22 protein-coding genes, 1 tRNA gene and 1 pseudogene are annotated in these 24,226 nt (G+C 59.5%); 13 read left to right on the forward strand and 11 right to left on the reverse strand.

The window, feature by feature from the left end; all coding sequences use genetic code 11:
* Positions 1–10: 10 nt before the first annotated feature.
* A complete protein-coding gene (locus tag ACJ5NV_RS10940) occupies positions 11–376 on the forward strand; it encodes a hypothetical protein (RefSeq protein ID WP_411643722.1) in 366 nt (121 codons plus the stop codon).
* A 289-nt stretch (positions 377–665) separates the two neighbouring features.
* On the opposite strand, the gene ACJ5NV_RS10945 is transcribed toward ACJ5NV_RS10940, so the two are convergent.
* The 5 genes from ACJ5NV_RS10945 to ACJ5NV_RS10965 form a co-directional block, all read right to left on the reverse strand.
* Positions 666–1,646, reverse strand: coding sequence for a zinc-binding dehydrogenase (locus ACJ5NV_RS10945; protein ID WP_411643723.1), 981 nt, complete (start codon positions 1,644–1,646; stop codon positions 666–668).
* Positions 1,647–1,650: 4 nt separating this feature from the next.
* Positions 1,651–2,268: a TetR/AcrR family transcriptional regulator gene (locus ACJ5NV_RS10950; protein WP_411643724.1), complete on the reverse strand. Its 618-nt coding sequence runs from the start codon at positions 2,266–2,268 to the stop codon at positions 1,651–1,653.
* Between the two features lie 845 nt (positions 2,269–3,113).
* On the reverse strand, positions 3,114–4,304 hold the full coding sequence (locus ACJ5NV_RS10955) for a PPC domain-containing protein (RefSeq protein WP_411643725.1): 1,191 nt from the start codon (positions 4,302–4,304) through the stop codon (positions 3,114–3,116).
* A gap of 213 nt (positions 4,305–4,517) precedes the next feature.
* Positions 4,518–4,643: a type B 50S ribosomal protein L36 gene (gene ykgO, locus ACJ5NV_RS10960; protein ID WP_008231708.1), complete on the reverse strand. Its 126-nt coding sequence runs from the start codon at positions 4,641–4,643 to the stop codon at positions 4,518–4,520.
* Between the two features lie 74 nt (positions 4,644–4,717).
* Positions 4,718–4,792: transfer RNA gene (locus ACJ5NV_RS10965), tRNA-Val, on the reverse strand.
* Positions 4,793–4,945: 153 nt separating this feature from the next.
* On the opposite strand from ACJ5NV_RS10965, the gene ACJ5NV_RS10970 reads away from it, so the two are divergent.
* From ACJ5NV_RS10970 to ACJ5NV_RS10995, 6 genes are all read left to right on the forward strand, one after another.
* On the forward strand, positions 4,946–5,809 hold the full coding sequence (locus ACJ5NV_RS10970; RefSeq protein WP_411643726.1) for an N-formylglutamate amidohydrolase: 864 nt from the start codon (positions 4,946–4,948) through the stop codon (positions 5,807–5,809).
* Positions 5,810–5,927: 118 nt separating this feature from the next.
* On the forward strand, positions 5,928–6,422 hold the full coding sequence (locus ACJ5NV_RS10975; protein ID WP_411643846.1) for an RHS repeat-associated core domain-containing protein: 495 nt from the start codon (positions 5,928–5,930) through the stop codon (positions 6,420–6,422).
* A gap of 178 nt (positions 6,423–6,600) precedes the next feature.
* On the forward strand, positions 6,601–7,137 hold the full coding sequence (locus ACJ5NV_RS10980) for a hypothetical protein (RefSeq protein WP_411643727.1): 537 nt from the start codon (positions 6,601–6,603) through the stop codon (positions 7,135–7,137).
* Positions 7,138–7,757: 620 nt separating this feature from the next.
* Complete coding sequence (locus ACJ5NV_RS10985) at positions 7,758–7,892, forward strand: hypothetical protein (RefSeq protein WP_411643728.1); 135 nt, start codon at positions 7,758–7,760, stop codon at positions 7,890–7,892.
* Between the two features lie 334 nt (positions 7,893–8,226).
* The gene (gene nagA / locus ACJ5NV_RS10990; RefSeq protein WP_411643729.1) at positions 8,227–9,369 is read left to right on the forward strand and encodes an N-acetylglucosamine-6-phosphate deacetylase; all 1,143 of its coding nucleotides are present in this window, start codon (positions 8,227–8,229) and stop codon (positions 9,367–9,369) included.
* Positions 9,366–10,289, forward strand: a complete 924-nt coding sequence (locus tag ACJ5NV_RS10995; protein WP_411643730.1) for an ROK family protein — start codon at positions 9,366–9,368, stop codon at positions 10,287–10,289. The genes nagA and ACJ5NV_RS10995 overlap by 4 nt, the downstream gene beginning before the upstream one ends.
* 123 nt (positions 10,290–10,412) lie before the next feature.
* Here ACJ5NV_RS10995 and ACJ5NV_RS11000 read toward each other — a convergent pair whose 3' ends face one another.
* From ACJ5NV_RS11000 to ACJ5NV_RS11015, 4 genes are all read right to left on the reverse strand, one after another.
* Positions 10,413–10,619: a cold-shock protein gene (locus ACJ5NV_RS11000; protein ID WP_411643731.1), complete on the reverse strand. Its 207-nt coding sequence runs from the start codon at positions 10,617–10,619 to the stop codon at positions 10,413–10,415.
* A gap of 167 nt (positions 10,620–10,786) precedes the next feature.
* Positions 10,787–12,028, reverse strand: a complete 1,242-nt coding sequence (locus ACJ5NV_RS11005) for a YbfB/YjiJ family MFS transporter (protein ID WP_411643732.1) — start codon at positions 12,026–12,028, stop codon at positions 10,787–10,789.
* Between the two features lie 255 nt (positions 12,029–12,283).
* Positions 12,284–13,798 (reverse strand): ABC-F family ATP-binding cassette domain-containing protein, encoded by a 1,515-nt coding sequence (locus tag ACJ5NV_RS11010; protein ID WP_411643733.1) that lies wholly within the window; start codon positions 13,796–13,798, stop codon positions 12,284–12,286.
* Positions 13,799–14,060: 262 nt separating this feature from the next.
* A complete protein-coding gene (locus ACJ5NV_RS11015; RefSeq protein WP_411643734.1) occupies positions 14,061–15,314 on the reverse strand; it encodes a DNA polymerase IV in 1,254 nt (417 codons plus the stop codon).
* A 23-nt stretch (positions 15,315–15,337) separates the two neighbouring features.
* On the opposite strand from ACJ5NV_RS11015, the gene ACJ5NV_RS11020 reads away from it, so the two are divergent.
* From ACJ5NV_RS11020 to ACJ5NV_RS11045, 6 genes and pseudogenes are all read left to right on the forward strand, one after another.
* Positions 15,338–15,775: an NUDIX hydrolase gene (locus ACJ5NV_RS11020; protein WP_411643735.1), complete on the forward strand. Its 438-nt coding sequence runs from the start codon at positions 15,338–15,340 to the stop codon at positions 15,773–15,775.
* A 127-nt stretch (positions 15,776–15,902) separates the two neighbouring features.
* On the forward strand, positions 15,903–17,081 hold the full coding sequence (locus tag ACJ5NV_RS11025; protein WP_411643848.1) for an aminotransferase class I/II-fold pyridoxal phosphate-dependent enzyme: 1,179 nt from the start codon (positions 15,903–15,905) through the stop codon (positions 17,079–17,081).
* Between the two features lie 11 nt (positions 17,082–17,092).
* Positions 17,093–19,969, forward strand: a complete 2,877-nt coding sequence (locus ACJ5NV_RS11030; protein ID WP_411643736.1) for a DNA translocase FtsK — start codon at positions 17,093–17,095, stop codon at positions 19,967–19,969.
* 212 nt (positions 19,970–20,181) lie between these two features.
* Positions 20,182–20,806, forward strand: a pseudogene (locus ACJ5NV_RS11035) (transposase family protein).
* A 163-nt stretch (positions 20,807–20,969) separates the two neighbouring features.
* Positions 20,970–21,386 (forward strand): GlcG/HbpS family heme-binding protein, encoded by a 417-nt coding sequence (locus tag ACJ5NV_RS11040; protein WP_411643737.1) that lies wholly within the window; start codon positions 20,970–20,972, stop codon positions 21,384–21,386.
* Positions 21,383–22,240 (forward strand): NAD(P)-dependent oxidoreductase, encoded by an 858-nt coding sequence (locus ACJ5NV_RS11045; RefSeq protein ID WP_411643738.1) that lies wholly within the window; start codon positions 21,383–21,385, stop codon positions 22,238–22,240. The genes ACJ5NV_RS11040 and ACJ5NV_RS11045 overlap by 4 nt, the downstream gene beginning before the upstream one ends.
* Here ACJ5NV_RS11045 and ACJ5NV_RS11050 read toward each other — a convergent pair.
* Positions 22,227–23,258 carry an L-idonate 5-dehydrogenase gene (locus ACJ5NV_RS11050; protein ID WP_411643739.1) on the reverse strand — a complete coding sequence of 344 codons (1,032 nt, stop codon included), beginning with the start codon at positions 23,256–23,258 and terminating at the stop codon, positions 22,227–22,229. The genes ACJ5NV_RS11045 and ACJ5NV_RS11050 overlap by 14 nt on opposite strands.
* 1 nt (position 23,259) lies before the next feature.
* On the reverse strand, positions 23,260–24,207 hold the full coding sequence (locus ACJ5NV_RS11055; RefSeq protein ID WP_411643740.1) for a 2-hydroxyacid dehydrogenase: 948 nt from the start codon (positions 24,205–24,207) through the stop codon (positions 23,260–23,262).
* Between the last annotated feature and the right edge of the window lie 19 nt (positions 24,208–24,226).

Here is a 24,226-nt window from a genome sequence, read left to right on the forward strand (position 1 = left end):
AAGGCGCCGATTGGCGATTTTGAAAGCGGCAATTGCAAGCAACGAGCGGCCTATATCTGCTCGTTCACTATCTCCAAACGACCCGATATCTAGAGAAAAAGTGGACGCCTGCAAACTATTGGTGGATGATGGACTCTTGTTAGAAATTGACCATCGGAATTTTCTCAAAACCGGCCATCCCTTGCCAACCACGGATGATGGTAGAACGATTACGCAAGAGTGGCTATATCGGGTAACTGCGGCTGGACAAGATGTAGCACTGCATCCGGTCCGCAGATGGGTTCAGAATGTGCTTGCGAACATACCGTCTATTGTTGTGGCTATTATCTCGGCTGTCATGATAGCTGTTATATTGGATAGCCTTGGTTTAAGTTGATCCGCTGCAACTGAAATCTTTTGCCGCCCGGCATCGCAGGGCAGCGCCCGGACCTCCCCCACGGGGAGGGCGCTTTTGCGACGCCGCAATCGGCATTGCCGTTAAGGATGATGCGACCACATCACATAGAATTGGGGAAGCAGCGCCCACCCCGAGGTCCGGGCGCTGCCCTATTGTTTTAAGCTAGACTAATGTTGGGTTACGCCATCTCTTCGAAATGCCGGGGCTGCCCTTCGTTTCAATAGGAAAGCCAACTGTCCCACGACACACCCCGACGCATATTCCTTCTTCAAGGGTGCAGCATGATCTTTCCGCCGCGCCCCGATGTCAGCGCCGCTTTCATCGCATCAGCGCTTTGTGTCAGCGGGTATCGGCCTCCGGTTTCAAGCGGCAGGTTCCCCTGAACCGCAAGACTGACCAATTCACCGATCAGACGCCGACGGTTTTCGGGTGCCATTTCCTTGCTGACCCGCGATCCCCAAAACCCCTTGACCGAGATGTGTTTCATAATCAACGCGCCCGACGACAGGCCCAGCGGCGCACCGGTCGCGGTGCCAAAGACCACCAGCTCACCATCAACACCCAGCAGATCGACCAGCTGCGCGCCCATCTCGCCACCGACTGAATCGATTGCCGACACCGCACCCGCATCGCCGACCAACGCGCGGGCCTGTGTCATCCAATCTGGATCATCGGTCGAAAGGACATTCTCAATTCCGGCCTGCTGCAATTCTTTGGCCGCACCTTCGCGGCGCACAAGATTGAGCAGATGAATCCCGCGCGCTTTTGCGAGACCAGCCATGATCTTGCCCACAGCGCCATTTGCCGCGGTCTGAATCAGCCACTGCCCCTCGCGGACTTTGAGCGTCTCAAGCAGTGAAATTGCGCTGAACGGCATCGCAACCAACTGCGCGCCAGCATCGTCGGGGATCGCATCAGGCAACGGCAGCAGCGTTGCGGCAGGGGCGGTGAAATAGGTGGCCCAGGTGCCATGCACACCCGAGGCAACGACCCGTTTGCCCAGCAGATCAGCATCGACGCCTTCGCCAAGCGCCTCAACAATGCCAAGCGCCTCGGACCCGCCAATGGCGCCGGGCAATTTGGGCTTATAGCCATAGTTCCCACGGACCGTCCAAAGGTCGTGATTGTGGATCGGCGACAGCACCATCCGGATCAGCGCCTCGCCTGCGGCTGGCTCCGGACTGTCAATTTCGCGCGGTGTGATAACGTCGGCGGGCTCGCCAAAGGTGTCGTGGGTAGCAGCATACATGATGTCAGTCCTTTTCGTGGGTCGCATCCCCGGTGGGGGAAATCTGTGTTAAAGTTTCAGCCAAAGCCATGCGCAAAGGCGCATCGCTATGGGCAAGTTTGGCAAGCACGGCGGCCCCAAGCCATTTGGCGTAGAGCATCCGCGCTGTCATTTCGGGATCATCGAAAGGGCGCACACTGCCATCGCGGGCGCCATCGCGCAAAAGATCGGCAATGCGCCCGACCAAAGCAGTGATCCCTTGATCAAGGATCACGCGCATCGGATCAGACAGATCAGCGACTTCCGCGCCAAGCTTGACCACAAGGCATTCACTCGCAATCCCGGCGTCACCGGATTTGGCCAACCAAGCCTCCCAGAAACGGGTTAGTTTGTCGCCTGCCGGGTCAGCGCCAGCAATCAAAGCGTCGATACGTGCAAGGTAGCCTGTGACATAGTCCTCAAGTAGGGCCGCGCCAAAGGCTTCTTTGGAGGAGAAGTAATAATAGAACGAGCCCTTCGGGACGCCACTTTCGGCCAGAATGCGTGACAGTCCGACGCCGGAAAAACCATGGCGCAAAAACAGCGCGCGCCCCGCCGCGATGATGCGCTGTCGTGTAAGATCTGATTTCTTTGGCTCTGTCATGAGGGTCAGTTAAGAAATATTAGACCGGTCGTCTAGTGTGCTCTCATATTCGTGATGTGGGGGCGTTCTGCGGAACAGTGTGGGCTGACGGCCAAACACTCACGGCCGCCCGTAGTTGAAATCATTGACGACTTTGCAGGAATACAAAGGACGAAATGGGTTTTGGCGCTCTCATAAGCTCAAGGTCAGGAAAAGAGCTAATCCACCGTGGCCTGTGCAAAGCTGTCCAGCAAGTCGGGTACCTGCGTAAGCAAAGCGGATATATCGCGTTGTATATCATTCGGTTTCTCCGAGGGAATATAGACGAAATCCCCCTGTAGCCATTTACAACTCAGATGTGATCCTTGTTTCTGACATGTTTCTTGAGGCGTGGAACCGCCACGTCCATAGTCGAAATCAACGGGTTTGCCGATGATGACAGCGTTTCGCTGATCAAGATAAGCCGGCGCAAGATCAGGCAGTACAACTCTGACCAGAAAATATTTTCCACCCGGTTCCTCAGCACCATTGTAGGGGTGGTACTGTCAGGGAATTTCGTGCGGGGTGCAAGCGGCCTGCGCCACAGCCACAATCCCAAAACCAGCAGCATCGTCAGGAATGGAACAAGCCCCATGAACAGCCGAACTGGATAAAGCAGATCGCCTTTTGCAAGCATCGGATGGTAATGGGCATGTACAACAATGGACAGAAATACATTGCCACCCCACAGAGTTGCCAGCAACGCTGTAAGTCAAAAAAGAAAGTGTGACGCAGGCATGCGCTCACAGTAGGGCCCCTGTACTGTCACGCAATAAAAAAGCCCCGCCAGCGAACCGGCAGGGCTTCTTAATCATGGTTGCGCCTGATTACTGCGCGCGCACATAGCGTTCGGCCAGCAGCCGGATAAATCCGGTACCACTGCTGAATTCCTTCACGCCTATAATATAGGTGCCGCGATCAACGCGGGCCATGACAAGGCTGTCGAGCCCGTCGCCGTAATCATCGTTCTGACCAATTTCGCGGCCCAGATCATCATAGATCACCAACCAGGGATCACTGTTTGCACTGGCGATGGCCTCGACCACCAGCAGGCTGCCTTCCTCAATATCAATGCTGTACCACGCCGTATCCGACGATGATTGCACATCTTGCCGCACACGCGATTGCAGCACGCCCAGATCAGTGACCGGGATGCTCCCATCCAGCGGCGGGGCCGCGTCGCCCCGTGCATAAAGGTCCAGCAGGGCCGTGGCGGCATCATATTCACTGACAGTCACTGTGATCGGTGCCGTGTCATCGCTTAGCGCCTCCATGCCGATGCAATAGGTGCCCGCCGCCAGCGGCTCTGTCATGTTGATACGGGAATTCAGCCCGTCCCAATCATCGTTTTCATCCAGATAAATCTCACCCGGACCATAAAGGGTGATCACCGGATCAGCGTTTTCATTCTCGGCGGTGATGCTGACGGGGGTCGGGGCATCCAGCGTAAAGCTCCAATAGGGGGTCTCGTTCACGGAGGCCGCGACGGGTGAACCCAGTGCGCCAATCGGGGTGGCCTCATCACAGCTGCCATTTGGCGCGCCGCCAGACGTGTCTGACACACCCTCGGTCAGTGGCTCATGCTCTTGGCGGCCGACACGCACAAAGGCCGTCATCGGGCCACCATCGTAAGAGCGGACGGACAGACAGTACGTCCCGGCGTCCAACCCGGTTTCGCCACGCGATGCGGCATTCCCGCCGGAATCATCATCTGACAGCACCACACCACCAGAGGCATTCAGCAGGTCAATCACCGGATCGCCCGCACCACGGCCCGCGGCCTCTACCCGGATATCGGCAGGGTCGCTCAGGGTGAACAGGGACATATATTCATTGCCGCCCAGCACCAGCGCCATCTGTTCCTGATAAGTGTCGGTCGTGGTGATATCGGAGCCCGCTTCATCGCCGCCGATCCAAATCCCGTCATTGCCCATGCCACCGCAATAGTCCTGGGCAAAAGCAGGCGCGGCCAGCCCGAATGCGGCCGCTGCCAGTGTTGTCGTACGCCAAATCGTCATGGGCAAAATCCCTTTATAATTTTTATCCACCACCGGGGCAGAACCTAACCGGATTGGGAAACGGATGGCCAGCGTGAAGATCAGACAATGGGGGTATTCATGACCTGCGCGCGGGTTTTCGCAAGTGTGGGGTAGGGCGCCCATCATACGGCGCGCAATAAAAAAGGCCGGACCAGCGGTCCGACCTTTTTTAATCTGCTCTGTAGCGCAGGTTCAGCCCTGACGGGCTTTGAACCGACGTTGCGTCTTGTTGATCACATAGACGCGGCCCTTGCGGCGCACGATGCGGCAATCGCGGTGGCGCTGCTTGAGCGAGCGGAGGGAGTTCCGTACCTTCATAGGTCCGTTCCTTCATGTCGCGGCGCGCGGATTGCGCCTTGGGTTACAATGCGGCCCGAAGGCCTGTGAATTCATGGTGGACGATACTGGGATCGAACCAGTGACCCCTTCGATGTCAACGAAGTGCTCTACCGCTGAGCTAATCATCCATGTCTGCCGCGACGCCGCCCGCCCTATAAAGAAATAGGACGCGAGCAAAGCCCACGTCAGGTGAGCGGTCTATAAAAGGAGTCGGAACGGGGATCAAGGGCTTTTGGCAAATTAGAAAAAAGGGCTATGTTAGGACGATGGAGGAGCGATTTTTGCTGGAACACCCGTATCACCTTGCCCGGCCACAGGCCCGCACGACAAGCATCGTTTTCGCGTCGCCGCACAGCGGGCGGGATTACCCTGCGTCTTTCCTGCACCGTGCACAGCTTGACGCCAATGAAATCCGGTCGTCCGAAGATGCCTTCGTGGATCAGCTTTATGCCAGCGCCCCCGATCATGGCGCGCCGTTGCTGACAGCCTGTGCGCCGCGTGCCTATCTGGATCTGAATCGGGGACCGGATGAATTGGACCCGGCGCTGATTGCCGGAGTTCGCCGCGCCCCCCATAATCCGCGCATCGCCAGCGGGTTGGGGGTGGTGCCCCGCGTCGTGGCCAATGGGCGCGCGATCTATCACGGCAAGCTGACCCTGGAAGAGGCGCATTACCGCATCGCCAGCTGCTGGCGCCCCTATCATGACAAGCTGCAAACGCTGCTGGACGAGGCGGCCAACAGCTTTGGCGAGGCGATCCTGGTCGACTGCCACTCCATGCCGCATGAGGCGCTTGAAAACCTCGGCCCCTCCGGCACCCCGCGCCCGGATGTCGTTCTGGGCGACCGTTTCGGCGCCACCGCCGCGCCCGCGATTGTCGAGGCGATCGAGACCGCCTTCATCCGCGCCGGCCTGCGTGTGGCACGTAACATGCCCTTCGCTGGGGCCTTCATCACGCAACACTACGGACGGCCAGCAAAGCGGCAACACGCCGTGCAGGTCGAAATCGACCGGGCGCTCTACATGGATGAAAAGCGGCTGAAGCCAAACGATAATTTCGACGCCTTCAAAAGCCTGCTCAACGGCGTCATCGCCGAGATCACAGACATCGGACGCCCGATGGAAAGGCAGGTCGCAGCAGAGTAGCGGACAAGCGCAACAGGAATAATCTCGTAATCGCCAACACGCGTAGGCTGGGTAATCTCACCAAACATAACCTGCGCTTCCCGTTCTGCGGGCAAACCGTCCCCCGGACCGGTTCCTGATCCGCCTCGACAAATGGTTCCAGTCCGAGACCGGGCTGCACCAGAACTGGATGCGCGACTATGATCCGACGCTGGGCCGCTACCTCCAGGCCGACCCGCTGGGACTGGTCGATGGGGCGAGCGTGTATGGGTATGCGTTGCAGAACCCGGGGCGGTATGTGGATCCGAAGGGAGAGGCTATTTGGCTGCCCGCCATTGCAGGTGCAGCCTTGTTTGGAGGGGCAAATCTAAGCTACCAACTGTATATGAATGGTGGAGATTTTCGCTGCGTGAATTGGATGGAAGTTGGTCTGTGGGCTGCAGCTGGGGCTTTCACAGGTGGACTTATTGGGCACGCTGCGAAAGGCTTACCGGTATTTAGGCAAATGACGGATGCGGCTGCACGCAGTAAGTTTAGAAAGGCATATGGTTTGAGAGGCCTCAATGTAGAGGTAGGTCATGCACTTGTGCCAGCGAGAAATCTGAGTGGGTTTCGGGTTAGGGGGCTATCATAGCGACATCACCCGATGAACCTTCGAGCAACGCCCAGATCAATAAATCGTCGTTTTGAGGGAAGATGGGGAAGATCAGAAAAATTTACAGGCATACAACGAATCGACTATAGCATTCGTTATGCACCGGAATGGTCTATTGTTGCTGGCGGTAGTTTGACGGCGGGAGGGATCGCAGAAATTGTCGATTGAAATATCTGAAATCAGACAGTTGCGCTACCCGATACTGGCCATCAGCCAAACTGGAGTGGAACGCATAAAAAGCAGCCATCGCTTCGACTTTGCGGCTCGGGAATTTTATGCAAATGGAGAAGGCGATGACGATGTCTTGTTTGACGCTGCGGGTAAACGCTATTCCATCGTAGCAACACGATTATTCGACCTTCCACCAATGCATCGTTTTCTACAACGATCGGGCGATTTCTTTATCGGAAATGAATGGAAAATGGTGGTCCGGTGTGAGATGGATTGCAAGTTAGAGGAAAAGCTGTCTTTCGAGCAATTCTGTGCGCGGGTTTTAGATATCCTTCTGGCACACAAAGAATGGTGGTACGATCTTAGTGAACATGAGCTTCGGACGATTTTCGATGGATGCCGAGATATTAAGGATGCGATGGCGGCTGTTGAAATTGTAGGGGAAGATTACCATCCAAAGCCTGACCAAAAGTCCAAGATATGTCAGGATTTGACCGTACTTCAGAAGCTGTTATTGGTGTAAGAGATTGCACTTATCGGGCGCTCGGATTGCAAACGCCCCAGATTCTTGCTCGCGCTATTTGCGAATGTAATCAGCAAGCCAGCAAGCGTAGAGTGCGCGTTCATGCGCACCACTTTAGCAGCCCAATATGCTGTCGAAGTTTTTCCAGTGATGACTGCATGAACCACAACAATCAATACGGCCCGCTTACCAACCCGTAAGTACGCACGGTACACGGGTTCTGTATGCAATACATACGCGGTATTTCTGCCTTTCCGCCGATAAACCACGGCCCGCACGGGACGAGCGCGACGACGGCGCCGACAACCGCAACGGGCCGGGCTATGGCTATAACTACGATGCCGCCGGGCGCATGTCCTCCTTTGCGATCAACGGGGTCATCCAGTCCGAATACGAATACAACGCCCTTGGCCGGCAGGGTGAAGCGCGCCTCTGAGGCGGGTCCAGTGGACCTGGCTCAGCGCTGAACGGGCGGAGCCCCGGCGAAGCGGCGGCTCACACAAGAGCAGCAGACAATCCACTCGCTGCATGACGCGGCGGGGAACCGGATTGCCGAGTACCTCTATGACGAAAGCACCCTAACCAGCACGCTGATCCGCGAATATATCTGGGCGGACGGGATGATCGTCGCCGTGGTCGAAAACGGCGCGCTCTACTATGTGCGGACCGACCATATCGGGCGGCCTGTCTTTGCGACCAATGACGCAGGGGTCAAGGTGTGGGAGGCGACCGGGGCTCCGCCCGTTCGGGGCTAAAACCGTCCCCCGGACTGTTTCCGAGCCGCCCCTCACCCGTTCGGCGGCGTACATACGTCGTCAGGCCCCAATATCGAGTTGCGCTTCCCGTTCTGCGGGCAAACGGTCCCCCGGACCGTTTCCTGACCCGCCTCACGAATGCCTCCAATCCGAAACCGGGCTGCACCAGAGCTCGTACGCTGCCGATCCGCCCCCGTGGTTGCGCGGCAAACTGTCTGCTAAAGCGTTTCGGTTTTAACCTGAGACATCACGGATCACCAATTGCGTTTGAGCCGCAGGCGAAAGGCAGCGATTGGTGATTCAGGTATAAATCGAAATGCTCTAAGGTCGCGCCATGATGGATAAAACAGCATTTCGCGCCGCGCGGATTTTCGACGGTACAGACTGGCATGACGATGCGGTCTTGCTGGTGCAAGGCGGGCGCGTGGCCGCTATCGTGCCCGCCGCCAAAGCGCCGGATGCGCGCCCCTTGCCGGAGGCCATCGTGCCGGGCCTGATTGATTTGCAAGTGAATGGCGGCGGCGGGGTGCTGTGGAACAACGACCCCAGCGCCGCAGCCATCGGCACGATTTGCAAGGCGCATGCCGCATTCGGCACCACATCGGTCATGATCACGCTGATTACCGACACGCCCGACACCACCGCCCGCGCGATCGCCTCCGCGCAGGCGGCTGTCGGTACACCCGGCATGCTTGGCATCCACCTCGAAGGGCCGCACCTGTCGCTGGCGCGCAAAGGCACCCACGACCCGGCCCTGATCCGAAAGATGACGCATGCAGATCAGGCGAACCTGATCGCCGCGAAAACCCATTTCGACCATATGATCTGCACCGTGGGGGCAGAAACCGTCAGCACCGATCAGGTGCAAGCGCTCGCCGCCGCCGGGATCACCGTCAGCCTTGGGCACACCGATTGCAGCTATGACACAGCGCTTGCCTATGCGGATGCCGGGGCGACGATGGTCACCCATCTGTTCAACGCCATGGGACAAATGCAGCACCGCGCGCCGGGGTTGGTCGGGGCGGCGCTGGATGACGGACGGCTGTGGGCCGGGCTGATCGCCGATGGGTATCACGTGGCCGACGCGGCCTTGCGCGTGGCGCTGCGGGGCAAGGCGGGGCCGGGGGGGATCTTTCTTGTCTCTGATGCCATGTCCACGATTGGCAGTGACCTCACCGAATTCACCCTGAACGGACGCCAGATTTTCCGGGCAGAGGGGCGGCTGACCCTGGCCGACGGCACGCTTGCCGGGGCCGATATCGTGCTAATCGACGCGCTGCGCTATGTGCACCAGTCGCTTGGGCTGCCGCTGGAAACCGCACTGCAACTGGCCAGCACCGCCCCCGCACAGGCGCTGGGCATCAGCGACCGGGGGCATTTGCACCCCGGCGCACATGCGGATTTCTTCTGCCTGACCCCTGACATCAGGGCGGCAGGCACATGGATCGGCGGACAACAGATCACAGGTGGCGCATGATCCTGTGCTTTGACATCGGCGGCACCGCCATCAAGATGGCCGAGGCATCTAGCGCCGATCAGGTCACCCCCAAAGGGCGGATCAACACCCCTACGGATGATTTTGACGCTTTCGTCGGCGTGATGCGCGACCAGATCACCGCCGCCAGCACGCCACCCGCCGCCATCGCTGTGTCGCTGGCCGGCGTGCTGGACCCGGACACTGGGGTCGGCACTATGGCCAACATCCCCTGTCTGACCGGGCGCAAATTGCAATCGGAACTCGCCGCGCGTCTTGGGCTGCCGGTCGTGCTCGGCAATGACGCCGATTGCTTTGCACTGGCCGAGGCGACGGTGGGCGTCGGGCGCGGCCATGACGTGGTGTTCGGGCTGATCCTTGGGACCGGCGTCGGCGGCGGCGTGGTGGTGCGCGGCGAACTGATCAACCGGGACGGTGGCTTTGCGGGGGAAATCGGGCACGGGCCGATTGCGCAACGCATTCTGACAGAGCCCAGCATCAGCTTGCCCGCCTTCCCCTGCGGGTGCGGTCTGTCCGGTTGCCTTGATGCGGTTTGCTCTGCGCGGGGAATGGAACGGCTGCATACGCATCTGCACGGGGTGCCGCGCGACAGCCGCGGCATCGTGGCGGATTGGATGGCCGGGGATAAAAACGCCACGCGCACTATCGACATCTGGATCGGGCTTCTGGCAGGGCCGCTGGCGGTGATGGAAAACATGCTGGGTGCGGGGATCATCGCCGTGGGCGGCGGGTTGTCAAACGCGCCCGGCTTGATCACGGCGCTGGATCGGGCCGTGCGGGCGCAATGTCTGCGGCGCTTTGATCGGCCACTGATCGTACAGGCTGGGTGCCCGGTAGAGCCCGGTTTGGTCGGGGCTGCGATCCTTGGGCTGCAATATGTGAACAGCATCAATGCAGAATAAAAACCCCGCATGCAAACGCAGCAGGGTGGGCAAGCGATAAAATGTTAGGGGATGCGGCGCGCTCTGATCTCAGACGACGCAGGCCGGGGGGTGGGACGCCCAGAAAGGGCGCCCGCAGGCAGCTCAGGCGAGCGCCACATTCGTTGCGCTTTCACGCCCGTCGCGACCGGACTCAACGTCGAAAGTCACTTTTTGATCGTCTGCAACAGTGCTCAGACCGGAACGCTCCAGTGCAGAGATGTGCAGAAAGACGTCTTTGCCGCCGCTCTCAGGAGCGATAAAGCCGAAACCTTTGGTTGCGTTGAACCATTTCACTGTGCCGTTGGCCATGTGAATTTTCCTTTTGTGAATGCTGCCCACAACATGTGGCAGCCCGGCCAGTCACAACTTCAGTCGAGTGCTGTGAGCCAGTAAAGGAAAACAGAAAGTCGGAAGATCGCTAGTAGCACGGCTACCTCTGCCACAAACGTGCCACGATTGCAAGAGGTGATGCCGAGTCACGCGCGCTGTCGTGAAAGGACAGGCGAAGCAACAAGCTCCTTCTGCCGCCAGGCAAGCAACGCGCCAATGAACAACGTGGCCGCCGACAGCGCTAGCCCCAGCTCCAATCCCGCAGGCGTATCCGCGATGCCGCCCACAGCCGCCGGGCCGATGATCTGCCCCAAGGCAAACGCACCGGTAAAAGCGCTGATCGCAGCGGACCACGCCGATTGCGGCAGGTTGTGGCGGACCAGCGCGGTGGTGGATGTGACCACAGACAAAAACACCCCGCCAAACACCAGACCCGACACAAAGATCAATATCAGATTGGTGGTCACGACAGGCAGAATGCAAGCGCATCCCAGGATCGCGTTCAGCACCGCCAGCGGTTGCCCGCCCTTGTAGCGGTCAAGCAAGCCCGCCCAGATCCGGGAGGACACGAGCACCGCAGTCCCCAGCATGAAATAGAACGCATTGACCGTGACATCCGACAGGCCTTGTTCTTTCAACAAGGCGGCGACAAAGGTCATATAGCCAATGTAGCCGACCCCGAACATCAGGTATCCCGCCAGCCCAAAGGTAAAATCGCGCAGCGCGAATTTGCCATCTTCTTCTGTTGCGATATCCGGCTCACCGATGCGGCGGCTGGGCAAGGCGGCGATCACTGCCGCGATCAGGCAGGCCAGCGCCAAAACCCACCATGCGATCTGCCAGCTATGCATGTGGCCCTGCGCATCTGCCCAGCCCATCGCCAGTGGGATCAGCAGGGCAGAAAGCATAATGCCGATCCCCGTCCCGCCATAATAAATACCCAAGATCAGACCGGAGTTCTTGCCGTGCAATGACGCAAGCCGCGCGGCCAGAATGCCACCTGCAATAAAAACAAAAGCGCTCGCGATGCCGGACAGCAATCGCAGCACCAGCAACACATGCGGGTGCACCGTGATGCCGGGCAGGAACATGAACAGGCACGACAAGGCCGCGCCCCAGATCAGCAGCCCCCGTGTGCCGACAGCGCGCAGGGTGCGCGGGGTCAAAAGCACGCCCAGCAGATAGCCCACCGCATTGGCCGTGTTCAGCCCGCCCGCCAGCAGATAGGACCACTCCAGATCCGCGCGCATCGGCGGCAGCAGCAACCCATAGGAAAAGCGCGACAGCCCCAGCGCTATCGCCGCGCCGAATGACAGGGCGATAGCCATCTGAAACGGGTGCTGAATAGCGGCGATGGGCAGTGGCGCCGCCCCATTTTGATCTCGCATCTTGCGCCTTCCGCGTGGTGTCCTGCGTCTCTTTGCCATCGGCGCGGGCGAGACGCCAGCAGGCAGGATTGGCAAAACCTTAACGCCGCAGTTACCTTTTTATCGTGCGCAGGATTAACCACGCGATTTCGGTGCCAAAGTCCGACGCTTGTCCGATGCAATTCCGATCGCAGATTTGGCCGGAAAAGCGGTCATTAACATGACGATTCGCAGTGACCGCACGGTGGGTGGCAGATACCCCCACCGCGCGTTGCCTCAGCCCGCGATTTCGGTCGCAAGAAATGCCTCCGGATCATCAACCTCGACCAGACGCTTGCCGCGAATTTCCCAGAACCGGTTGCCCACATTACGCAGAAAGCTGCGATCATGGCTGACGAGCAAACAGGCGATCTGATCCGCGATCAGCTCAGCCTCCAGCGCCTCTTGCCCTTCGATATCCAGATGGTTCGTAGGCTCGTCCAGCAAGTAAAAATTCGGCTGCTGCAGACGCAGGATCAGCATGGCCAGCCGGGCTTTCTGACCACCGGAAAGCGCCGCTATTTTCGTCTGCTGCATCTGGATATTGACCCCAGCCCCCGCCAGCAATCCCCGCGCGCGTTGGTCGCCCACGTCGAAATTTCCGGTGACAGCGCCCATCGGCGTATCATCATCCATCAATTGGCTAAGATGTTGATCGGAATAGCCTTCTGACAGGGTCGGGGCGGCTCTGATCCCCGGCATATCACCGTTGATGGCCTGATCGATCAACCGGACCAGCCGTGTCTTGCCGGTGCCATTGGACCCAAGCAGAACCACGCGATCGCCGGGGCTGATCCACTTTTTGCCGGTCGTATAGAGGACCCGCCCGTCAGGCGTTGTGACCGGGATATCTTCGAGCGTGATCAGCGCCTTGGCATGAGTGCCGCCATGGCTCAGCCGGATATCACCCGCGCCACGTTCCTGATGGGCAGGCTTCGCCGCCGCCTCGATCTTTGCCGCGCGCTCGGTCAGTTGTTTGGTCTTGTTGACCAGCAGGTCAGAGCCAGAGTTGATCCCGATATTCTTCAGCTTGGCCGCCTGTCGTCGCAGCTGGCTGGCCTTGTTCAGATCATTGGCAAAACGGCGTTCATCGGCGGCGTCCGCCTCTTCCATTGCGGCACGGGCGGCCGTAAAGGGCAATGCGAAGTGACGGCTATTTTCTTGTCGCAAAAACAATGTTTTATTCGTCACTGCATCCAAAAATGCACGGTCATGGCTGATCACGATCACTGGCAAATCACGGGGCAGGGCGGCCAGCCAATCTTGCAGCAAACCGATCCGGTGCAGGTCCAGATGGTTCGTCGGCTCGTCCAGCAGCAAGAGGTCAGGTTCGGTGATCCAGGTCGCCGCCAGCAATGCCGTGCGCTGCCAGCCGCCGCTGAGGTCGCGCAGCGGTTTTTGTCGCAAATCATAAGGGACGCTCAGTTCGTCGAGCAGCACATCCACACGCCAGCTTTCATAATCTGCCTGTTCCGGCGGAAGCGCGGCAAGCACATAATCGTAAAGCGTTTTATCCCTCGCATCGTCGGGCACATATTGCGCCACATGACCCATGCGCAACCCGCGCGCGCGGGTGATTTCGCCTGTGGTTGGCTCATAGGTGCCAGCAATGCAGCCCATCAGCGTGGATTTCCCGCGCCCGTTCGCAGCCACCAACCCGATGCGGTCGCCCTTGGAAATCGTCAGGTTCAGGTCGGAAAACAGTGTTTCGCCCACGGTCACGCCCAGAGCATTGAGGTTAAGAATTGTCATAAGGGTCTCTGATCAATAGAAAATGTCGCCGCAGCGCGGCTTGAGGCAGACCCTTGGGTGACAGCGTTAGCTTGTTCAGGTTTTTCGCTTAACGCATTCGTATTCCCGGATCAGCCCTGCAAACGGATTTGCAGGGCGTGGCGGGGACCATGCTGAAGTCGGCGAATAATCCGCATGTTCAGCGCGTGCCCTCCGTTGTTTGCGTGACCATTGATGAGAACGGTATTTTTAAAAGGGGCGGTGGGTCAAGACCCACCTTACATCATCGCAACGCCCGCCCTTTGATGATGGCATCCGCGCCGAACTTCTGTCGGATCAAATCCGCCGCTTTTTCCGCCTGCGCCCGTTTGCCCGCATCCGGGTCGAGCAGGTCGCCTTCACGATCCGCATCATCGGCGCTGGTGATTTCGGACAGCCCCACGCCGAGCAGCCGATATGGTCCCGTATGTCCCACCTGATCGAACAAGCCGCGCGCTGTGCGATAGATCGTGTCGGCGATCTGGGTCGGGTGGCGCAGGCTGATCCGGCGCGTGATCCCCTTGAAATCATGGGTTTTCAGCTTCAGCGTGACGACCCGACCCGCCTTATCCTTGGCCTTGGCCCGCGCGCTGACCTTTTCCGCCATGCGCCAGATATGTCCGTCAAGGATATCCGCGTCGCTGGTATCTTCATTAAATGTGGTTTCGTTTGAGATTGATTTGACCGGATTGCGCGCGCTGATCCGGCGACCATCTTCACCACGCGCCAGACCATATAGCCGCTCGCCCATGCCGCCGAAACGGTCATGCAGATCGCGGCGGTCCCAGCGCAAAAGATCGTCGAATGTCCGAATGCCCGCCCGTTCAAGGCTCGCCTGCGCCGCGGGGCCAATCCCCCAGATCAGCCGCACCGGTTTGGGGCGCAGGAACGCCGTCGTCTCTTCCTTCCCGATGATCGAAAATCCGCGTGGCTTGTCCAGATCGGACGCAACTTTGGCCAGAAACTTGTTGTGCGACAGACCGATAGAGCCGGTCAGCCCCAGTTCGTCCTTCATTCGTTTGACCAGCTGAGCCAGCATCACCGCAGGGGGCGCACCATGCAGGCGGGCGGTGCCGGTCATATCCAGAAACGCCTCATCCAGTGACAGCGGTTCAACCACCGGGGTCAGCGCGTCCATCATCGCGCGGATCGCGCGCGAGGCTTCGACATAGGCGTCAAACCGGGGCCGGACGACCACCGCTTCGGGGCAAAGTTTGAGCGCCTGAAACATCGGCATGGCAGAGCGCACGCCCTTGATCCGCGCCACATAGCAGGCGGTGGACACTACCCCGCGTTTGCCGCCGCCGATGATCACTGGCTTGTCCGCAAGTTCAGGATTGTCACGCTTTTCGACGCTGGCGTAAAAGGCATCGCAATCCATATGGGCGATGGTCAAATCGCACAGTTCCGGGTGCCGCGTAACCCGTGGGCTGCGGCATTGCGGGCAGCGGGTTTCGCTGTCAAATGTACTCAGGCAATCGCGGCAAAGGGCGGGCATGGCCCTATGATAGAGGGTCTGTCATGAGAACAACAGGGCAACATGATGGGGCGAAGGTGGCCTTGTTTCTGGGCGACTGTTTAATCAGCATCCTGCGCGATGACCGGCCTGATATTCCCTATCCGAACCTGTGGGACTTGCCCGGCGGCGGGCGCGAAGGCGATGAAACCCCGTTCGAAACCATGGCGCGGGAATTGAACGAAGAACTTGGCCTGCATCTGCCGCAAGAGGCGGTGCTGTGGCAAAACCCGTTTCCTGGCTACAGCGATCCACAAAAATGGGTGGGTTTCTTCGTGGCGCGCCTGCCTGTCGCGGCCAGCAATGACATCGTGTTCGGGGATGAAGGCCAGCGTTGGGACTTGTTCGCCCTGAATGATTTCATGGCCCTGCCCAACCGGATGCCATCCTATGGCGGCAGGCTTGACCGCTGGGTGGCCGAGACGGGTGGGATCACATGGTAGTCGCATCCATTTGCGAAAAAGCAACATTATGTTGCCTGCGGGCACCTTGATTCTGGACAGGCTGGCCGCCTTCAGGGTAGCTTAGGCTCAAAGCGGGGCGAAAATGATCCCGCATATTGAGGCAGTTATGGACTTTCCCGAGCGGTTTTCGAACCTCCCGGTTGCGACGTGGCCACGTTTGCGCGCGTTACTTGACGTGCCAAGCCGGGCGAATGACGTGATCAACATGACGATCGGCGAGCCACGCCATGCGTTTCCTGCTTTTGTGGGCGACCTTCTTGCGGCCAATGTGCAGGGCTTTGCAAAATACCCTGATAACAATGGGGTCGCCGATCTGATGGGCGCGATTGGCGGCTTTCTGAACCGCCGCTATGGGCTGGATGTGTCGCCTGAACAGATCCTGACGCTGAACGGCACACGCGAAGGGCTGTATAACGCGGCCATGGCGCTTTGCCCCGAAACCAAACACGGCAAGACGCCGGTGATCCTGACGCCCAACCCTTTCTATCAGGTCTATGCCGTCGCGGCGCTGTCGGTCGGGGCAGAGCCTGTCTACGTACCCGCCACGGCTGAAACCGGGCATCTGCCTGATTTTCAGGGGCTGCCTGCCGATGTGCTGGACCGCACCGCCATCGCCTATATCTGCTCGCCCGCCAATCCGCAGGGTGCTGTGGCTGACGAAGATTACTGGCGCGACCTGATCACGCTGGCTGAAAAGCATGATTTCATCATCTTCGCGGATGAGTGCTATTCCGAGATTTATCGCGACACACCGCCCCCCGGCGCGTTGCAGATCGCTACTGAAATGGGGGCGCATCCTGAACGGGTTGTGATTTTCCATTCCCTGTCGAAACGGTCGAACCTGCCGGGGTTGCGATCCGGTTTCTGCGCAGGCGGGCCAGAGAGTATGCGGCGTATCCGTGCCCTGCGCGCCTTTGCCGGTGCGCCGCTGCCAGAGCCGCTGCAGGCCGTGGCCGCAGCCGTCTGGAATGACGAAGAGCACGTGGTCGCAAACCGCGCGCTCTATCACCGGAAATACAAGATCGCCGATGAAATACTGGACCATATCCCCGGCTACCAGTCACCGCAGGCCGGGTTTTTCCTGTGGCTGCCCGTCGCAGACGGCGAAGCGGCGGCGGTGAAGCTTTGGCAGGAAACCGGCGTGCGGGTCCTGCCCGGCGCGTATCTAAGCCGAGACACGGCAGCCGGGAACCCCGGCAAAACCTATATTCGGGTCGCCATGGTGGCCCCAGAAGAAGAAATGCAGCGCGGGATCACCTTGATCCGCGACTGTCTGTACGGTTGAGGAAAGTAAAAATGGCATCATATCAGACACGGCAGCGCGATCCGCTTCTGGACAGTGCGACACAGGCGATGGTCGAAAAACGCGGCAAGGAATTGCTGGGGCTGGGTCTGATTATCGTGGGTCTGGCCGTGGCCGCGATGACGATCAGCTATACGCCCGATGATCCCAGTTGGATTTCCGCAACCGATGCGCCGGTGCAAAACTGGCTGGGCCATTTCGGGGCGTCGGTTGCCGCGCCGGTGATGATGGTGATCGGGCTGGGCATTTGGGCGCTGCCTGTCGTTTTGATCACCTGGGGACTGCGTTTCGTGCTGCATAACGGGCAGGACCGGGCGATTGAGCGATTGATCTTTGCACCGTTTTCCATCGCTGTGGGATCGCTCTACGCCGCGACTTTGACGCCGGGGGCAGACTGGCCTGCGAATTTTGGCGCGGGCGGGATTTTTGGGGATACGATCCTTGCGATTTTCCTGACGATACTGCCGTTTGGGACGATTTTCGGGATTAAGTTCGCCTCGCTTCTTTCAGGCGTCGCGCTTCTGGCGTTGATGGCGTTTGTGCTGGGCTTCACCCGGCCCGAATTGCGCACCGGCGGGCGTTTTCTGTTTCTGGGAACGGTGTTGCTTTATGCAGGTTTGCTGCGGGTGATCGGCAAGGGGGCAGCCCTGTCCGCGGGTGCCGCACAAGGCATGTCCAGTACACTGGCCGAACGCCGGGCGCGTGTGGCAGAGACCCGCGCGCTGCGTGATGACATGGACGTGTTTGAAGACACGGCCCCGCGCCGGACCGCCCCTGTTGCCGCGCCCCGCACCGCTGTTGTGCGCTCAACACCGGCAGAACCACCACTGACAGCGCGTAAGATGCCACCAGCCCCAACGCTCAGCGCACCCGCCCGCGCGCCGGAAGCGCAGCAAGGTGGCGGCTTTCTGTCAGGTCTTCTCAAGCGCAATGATCCGATGCCGGAACCGGAACTGGTGACCCGCGAACCCACAGCTGCAGAGGCCCCGGCACAGGACACAGATCGTGTGAACGCGCGGATCGCCGACGCGATCAAAAATCGCGCCGTGCCACCCGCGCCCCCCGCAGGCATCCGAATTGAACCCGCGTTGACCGCCGGTCGCGGCCCGAAACCACTGGTTTTCGAGCCGGTGGAAGATGTGGTGTTGGACGATCACGGCATTGCCGATGATCAGGACACAATGGCCGATACAGGCCCGATGATCATACCGCGCGCCCCCGAAGTGCCCACATCCCTGCCGCCGCTGGTCGCAGAGCCGAGCAATGTGGTGCAGCACGCGCCGAAAAAGGCGCCGCAGCCTTCACGCCAGGCGCGGGCAGAGGCGCAGCCCGCGTTGAAGTTCGAAGACAAGCACGCCGATTATGAACATCCGCCACTGGCGCTGCTGACCAACCCGGTCGAAATCCAGCGGCACCATCTGAGCGATGACGCCTTAAGCGAAAACGCCCGGATGCTGGAAAGCGTGCTGGATGATTACGGCGTGAAAGGCGAAATCGTCAGCGTGCGCCCCGGTCCTGTGGTCACGATGTACGAACTTGAACCCGCGCCGGGGCTAAAGGCGTCCCGCGTGATCGGACTGGCCGACGATATCGCCCGGTCGATGTCCGCTTTGTCTGCCCGTGTCTCGACCGTGCCGGGGCGCAGCGTGATCGGGATCGAATTGCCGAATGAAAATCGCGAAAAGGTGGTTTTGCGCGAAATCCTTTCGCACCGTGATTTCGGCGACGGCAACCAGAAACTGCCGCTTGCGCTGGGCAAGGATATTGGCGGCGAACCCATCGTGGCGAACCTCGCCAAGATGCCGCACCTGCTGATCGCAGGGACCACAGGGTCGGGTAAATCCGTGGCGATCAACACGATGATTCTGTCGTTGCTGTACAAGCTGACCCCAGCGGAATGCCGGATGATCATGATCGACCCGAAAATGCTGGAACTCTCCGTCTATGACGGTATTCCGCATCTGCTGTCCCCGGTTGTGACCGACCCGAAAAAGGCGGTTGTGGCCTTGAAATGGGTCGTGGGCGAAATGGAAGAGCGGTATCGCAAGATGTCCAAAATGGGCGTGCGGAACATTGATGGCTATAACGGCCGGGTCAAAGACGCGCTTGCCAAGGGCGAAATGTTCAGCCGTACCGTTCAGACCGGCTTTGACGAAGAAACCGGCGATCCAATCTTCGAGACAGAGGAATTCGCGCCCGAAGCGATGCCCTATATCGTTGTCGTCGTGGACGAGATGGCCGATCTGATGATGGTCGCAGGCAAAGAGATCGAGGCTTGCATTCAGCGTCTGGCGCAGATGGCGCGGGCGTCAGGGATTCACCTGATCATGGCCACGCAGCGGCCTTCGGTCGATGTGATCACCGGCACGATCAAAGCGAACTTCCCCACACGGATTTCCTTTCAGGTGACCTCAAAAATCGACAGCCGCACGATCCTTGGCGAAATGGGGGCCGAACAGCTGCTGGGCATGGGCGATATGCTTTATATGGCGGGCGGCAGCCGGATCACCCGTGTGCATGGGCCATTTGTCAGCGACGAGGAAGTTGAGGAAATCGTCAACCATCTCAAGAGCTTCGGCCCGCCCGCTTATATGTCCGGCGTGGTCGAAGGGCCCGATGACGAAAAATCCAGTGACATCGACATGGTGCTGGGGCTTGGCGGGAATTCCGATGGGGAAGACGCGCTTTACGATACGGCAGTGGCGATTGTGATCAAGGACCGCAAATGCTCCACCTCCTATATCCAGCGCAAACTGGCGATCGGCTATAACAAGGCCGCGCGTCTGGTGGAGCAGATGGAAGAAGAAGGCGTGGTGAGCGCAGCCAACCACGTTGGCAAACGCGAAATTCTGGTGCCGGAGCAGCATTAAGGGAGCCACGCGAAAGCGCGTGGTTCTGTACTGGCAGGAGTGGTGGTGCGCAGGTAAAGGCGTTTGCCAAGTTGGCATAAAACGAGGCATCAACTGCCACGATCAGCCCTTACCGGGCATTCAATACCTTCAATATGGGAGCGCGGCGTACTGTTACCCGGCAGTGGTTTACGCGCAAACCATGAGAGGGCACGCACGCCGTCAGAACGGCAATACAGCGATCGCAATCTTCGATCGCTGAGCTGAGCCGAGAACTGGGGATCAATCCCAAGACGGTTGTGAAGTGGCGTAAGCGCAAGGCTGTTGAAGATCAAAAGACCCGCCCGAAGGAACCGCGCTCAACCGGTCTCAGCGAAGACGAGGAAGCTATGGCCATCGCGTTCCGGCGGCGTACCCTACTGCCGCTGGACGACTGTCTTTATACGTTGCAGCCGTCCATCCCGCACCTGACGCGCTCTTTCTTGCATCGATGCCTGCAGTGGCATGGAATATCCCGACTGCCCGATGTCGCAGGCGACAAACCGAAGCGGCAGAAGTTCAAACGATATCCAATCGGCTATTTCCACATTGATATCGCCGAGGTCAGGACCGAGGAACGGTCAAGTCAAGCGGATGAACCGCACCATCAAGGATGCGACAGTCACAAGGTATCACTACGACAGCCACGAACAGTTCCGCAGCCATCTCAGCGGCGTCCTGGACGCCTATAACTTCGCTCGTCGGCTCAAGACGCTTAGCGGTCTCACGCCTTACGAATACACATGCAAAATCTGGACTTCAGAGCCAGAGCGATTCATCCTAAATCCGATCCACAAGATGCCGGGACCGAACACCTGATCCTGTCATACCCTGCAAAACGCAGGCGACGTGTTGCGGCACGCAGGCTGCAACACGATATGGATAGTACGATGTCGTCGAAGAAGGGCATTTGATCTAGCTCTCCTATTGCGGGAGATGTTATCGATAACTATTGGTGACGTCAAACCGGAAGGACACCTAAATGGACGCGACTATCCAGACCACAGCCCTGACCCACCACGGCGCGAAGCGCATGTTGCAGGCTGCGGTTGAGGCGGCCGAGAAAAGCGGACAGCCGCAGTGCATCGTCATCGTCGAGGCAAGCGGCCAGTTGATCGCGGAAATCCGCATGACCGGTGCCAAGTTCTTAAGCCGCAAGTCGGCCAAGTCCAAGGCGCTGACGGCGGCGTCACTTGGGGTGCCGTCGGCAGATGCTCCCGACGCCGTGCGCCCTGCCATTGGGGCGGCGACCGGCGGTGCTGTCACCGTTTTGCCGGGTGGGTTGCCGATTATTGTAGACGGTGTGCTTGTCGGGGGCATCGGCGTGGGTTCGGGCACAGGTGCGCAGGATATCGACGTGGCGCAGGCGGCATTGGCCGCAATCGGAGCACCGCTATGAAAATCACAGTTCTTGGAACAGGCCTGATGGGCGGGCCCATGGCGCGGCGTATGGCGCAAAGCCACGATGTTACGGTCTGGAACCGCACTGCAGAGAAGGCAGAGGCCTTGGCGGATGTCTGCACCGTTGCCGCCACACCGCAGCAGGCCGTGGCGGGCGCGCAGGTCGTTGTCCTGATGCTGATGGACGGTGCCGCTGTGCGCGCGGTTCTGACGGAGGCACTGTTTGCCGCCGTGGGGCAGGGTGGATTGATCATCAACATGGGGTCCATCGAACCCGAAGTTGACCGCGCCATGGCCGATCACGCGGGCCGCCACGGGCTGTCCTATCTGGATGCCCCGGTGTCGGGCGGTGTTGCGGGCGCGCAGGCGGGCACATTGGCCATTCTGGTGGGCGGGGCGCAGGCCGATTTTGACCATGCAGCGCCGGTGTTTGCCCCCGTGGGGCGGGCCACGCTGCTGGGCACTGCCGGGGCTGGGCAGGTGGCGAAACTGGCGAACCAGCTGATTGTCGCTACCACCATTGGCGCTGTCGCCGAAGCCTTTCGGTTGGCGCAATCGGGGGGCTGCGATCCAGCAGCCTTGCGACAGGCGCTGATGGGGGGCTTTGCCGACAGCCGCATCCTTGATCTGCACGGCGCGCGAATGGTCGAGGGGAACTTCACCCCCGGCGGGCGGTCTGTGGCGCAACTGAAAGATCTGGATAATGCGATGGCATTGGCCAAAGGGGCCGGATTGTCCCTGCCGTTGTCGGAAACGGTCACAGCGGGCTTTCGCGATTTTGTAGAGGTGCATAAAGGCGGCGAGAAGGATCACGCCGCCTATTATGAATGGCTTGCCCTTAAGAAAACGTAATCTGGGCTTTCATGGCTTTGGTGCGATCCAGTGCCAGTTCGAACCCTGACACGGCATCGTCAATCGACACGGTATGCGTGATCAGGGGTTTCACGTCGATCAGGCCTTTTTGCATCAGGCTGACGCCAGTATGGAACTCGTCGTGGAACCGGAACGAGCCCTTCAGCGACAGCTCTTTCGCGGTGATCGCCATCATAGGCAGGGACATGTCGCCGCCAAGGCCAAGCTGCATGATCGTCCCGCCGGGCCGCATGGCATGGATGCCAGCGGTCAGGGCAGGCACGGCACCAGTGCATTCGTAAAGCACATCAAAGGTGCCTTTGTCGGGGGTGAACTTGTCCAACCCGTCGGGCGTCGTTGCCATGTTGATGACCTCATCCGCGCCAGCATTGCGTGCCATTTCGAGGGTGAAGTCTGACAGGTCCGTCGCCACAATCAAATCAGCCCCCGCGCGCCGCGCGCACATGATCGACAGGATGCCAATGGGGCCACAGCCTGTCACCAGAACGGATCTGCCCACAAGGTTGCCTGCCCGCCGTGTCGCGTGAAGCGTCACGGCCAGTGGCTCGGCAATCGCGGCCTCGCCCGATGTGATCCCGTCGGCCACCGCACATTGGCTGGCGTTGACGTTCAACATTTGGCGAAACGCGCCCTGAATATGGGGCATTGGCATCGCAGAGCCATAGAACCGCATGTTCAGACATTGGTTCTGCTTGCCTTCAAGACAGAACTTGCAGCTGTTACACGGGCGCGAGGGCGACACGGCCACCAGCTGTCCGACCGTCAGGCTATCAACGCCGTCACCCAATGCGGTGACGTGGCCTGCCACCTCATGGCCCAAGATCATCGGCTCGCGCAGCTTGATCGCGCCAAAGCCGCCGTGGTTGTAGTAGTGCAAGTCGGTGCCGCAAATGCCGCCCGTGGCCATGGTGATCTGGACCTCACCCGCCTGCGGCGGAGTCACGTCACGGTCTTCGATCCGCAGGTCTTTGGGGGCATGAATAACAAGGGCCTTCATTCTAGTTCACCTTCGTCAAAAGCGGTTTGCCCGCGAATTGGGCGACAAGGTTGTCGTAGACCTGTTTGCCCATCGCTTTGCGTGTCTCATAGGTGCCCGACGCGTGGTGCGGCTGCACCATCACGTTGTCCAGCGCCAGAAAACGCGGGTTCAGCGCCGGTTCGCCCTCGAACACGTCCAGTGCCGCAGCGCCGACGGTTTTCGCCTCAAGCGCATCGAGCAGGGCGGCCTCGTCGATGTTGCTGGCACGCGAGATATTGATGACCATGCCGTCAGGGCCAAGGGCATCGAGCACGTCTTTGTTTACGATATGACGGGTCTCGGCAGAGGCGGCGAGGGTGACGAACAAGAAGTCTGCATGCTCCGCCAGTGCGACCGGATCTTTGATAAAGGTCCAGTCAGGCGCGTAGTCTTTGGCGCTGACATCGCTATAGGCGATATCCAGATCGAACCCTGCCAAACGCTTGGCAACCTCGAACCCGATCCGTCCCAGCCCGAGAACACCGACCTTTTTGCCCCAAACGCGCGATTGCAGTGGGTAAAGGCCCTTGGCCTCCCACGATCCGTCACGGACCCATTGCGACGCACCAATCATGCCGCGCGACTGCGCCAGCATCATCGCCACGCCAAGGTCGGCCACATCGTTTGTCAGAACGTCCGGCGTATTGGTGACAGCAATGCCGCGAGCCGTGCAGGCCGCAACATCCACCGCATCGTAGCCAACGCCGTAAACAGAGACGACTTCGAGGTTCGGGCAGGCATCCAGCATCGCCTGTGTCGTGCCAAGTTCGCCGCGCGTGGCGATTCCCTTGATGCTGGGGCCGACCTGCGCCAGAAATGCGTCTTTGTCCTCGGCCTTGAAAAACTTGTGCATATTAAAGGCTGCATCCAGTGGTTCCTGGTCCCATTCGGGGTAATATCCGACCTGTAGAATGTCCGGCTTTGTCATCGTAGGCTCCTGCAACTTG

This window comes from Loktanella agnita, assembly GCF_046640325.1.
Lineage (GTDB): Bacteria > Pseudomonadota > Alphaproteobacteria > Rhodobacterales > Rhodobacteraceae > Yoonia > Yoonia agnita.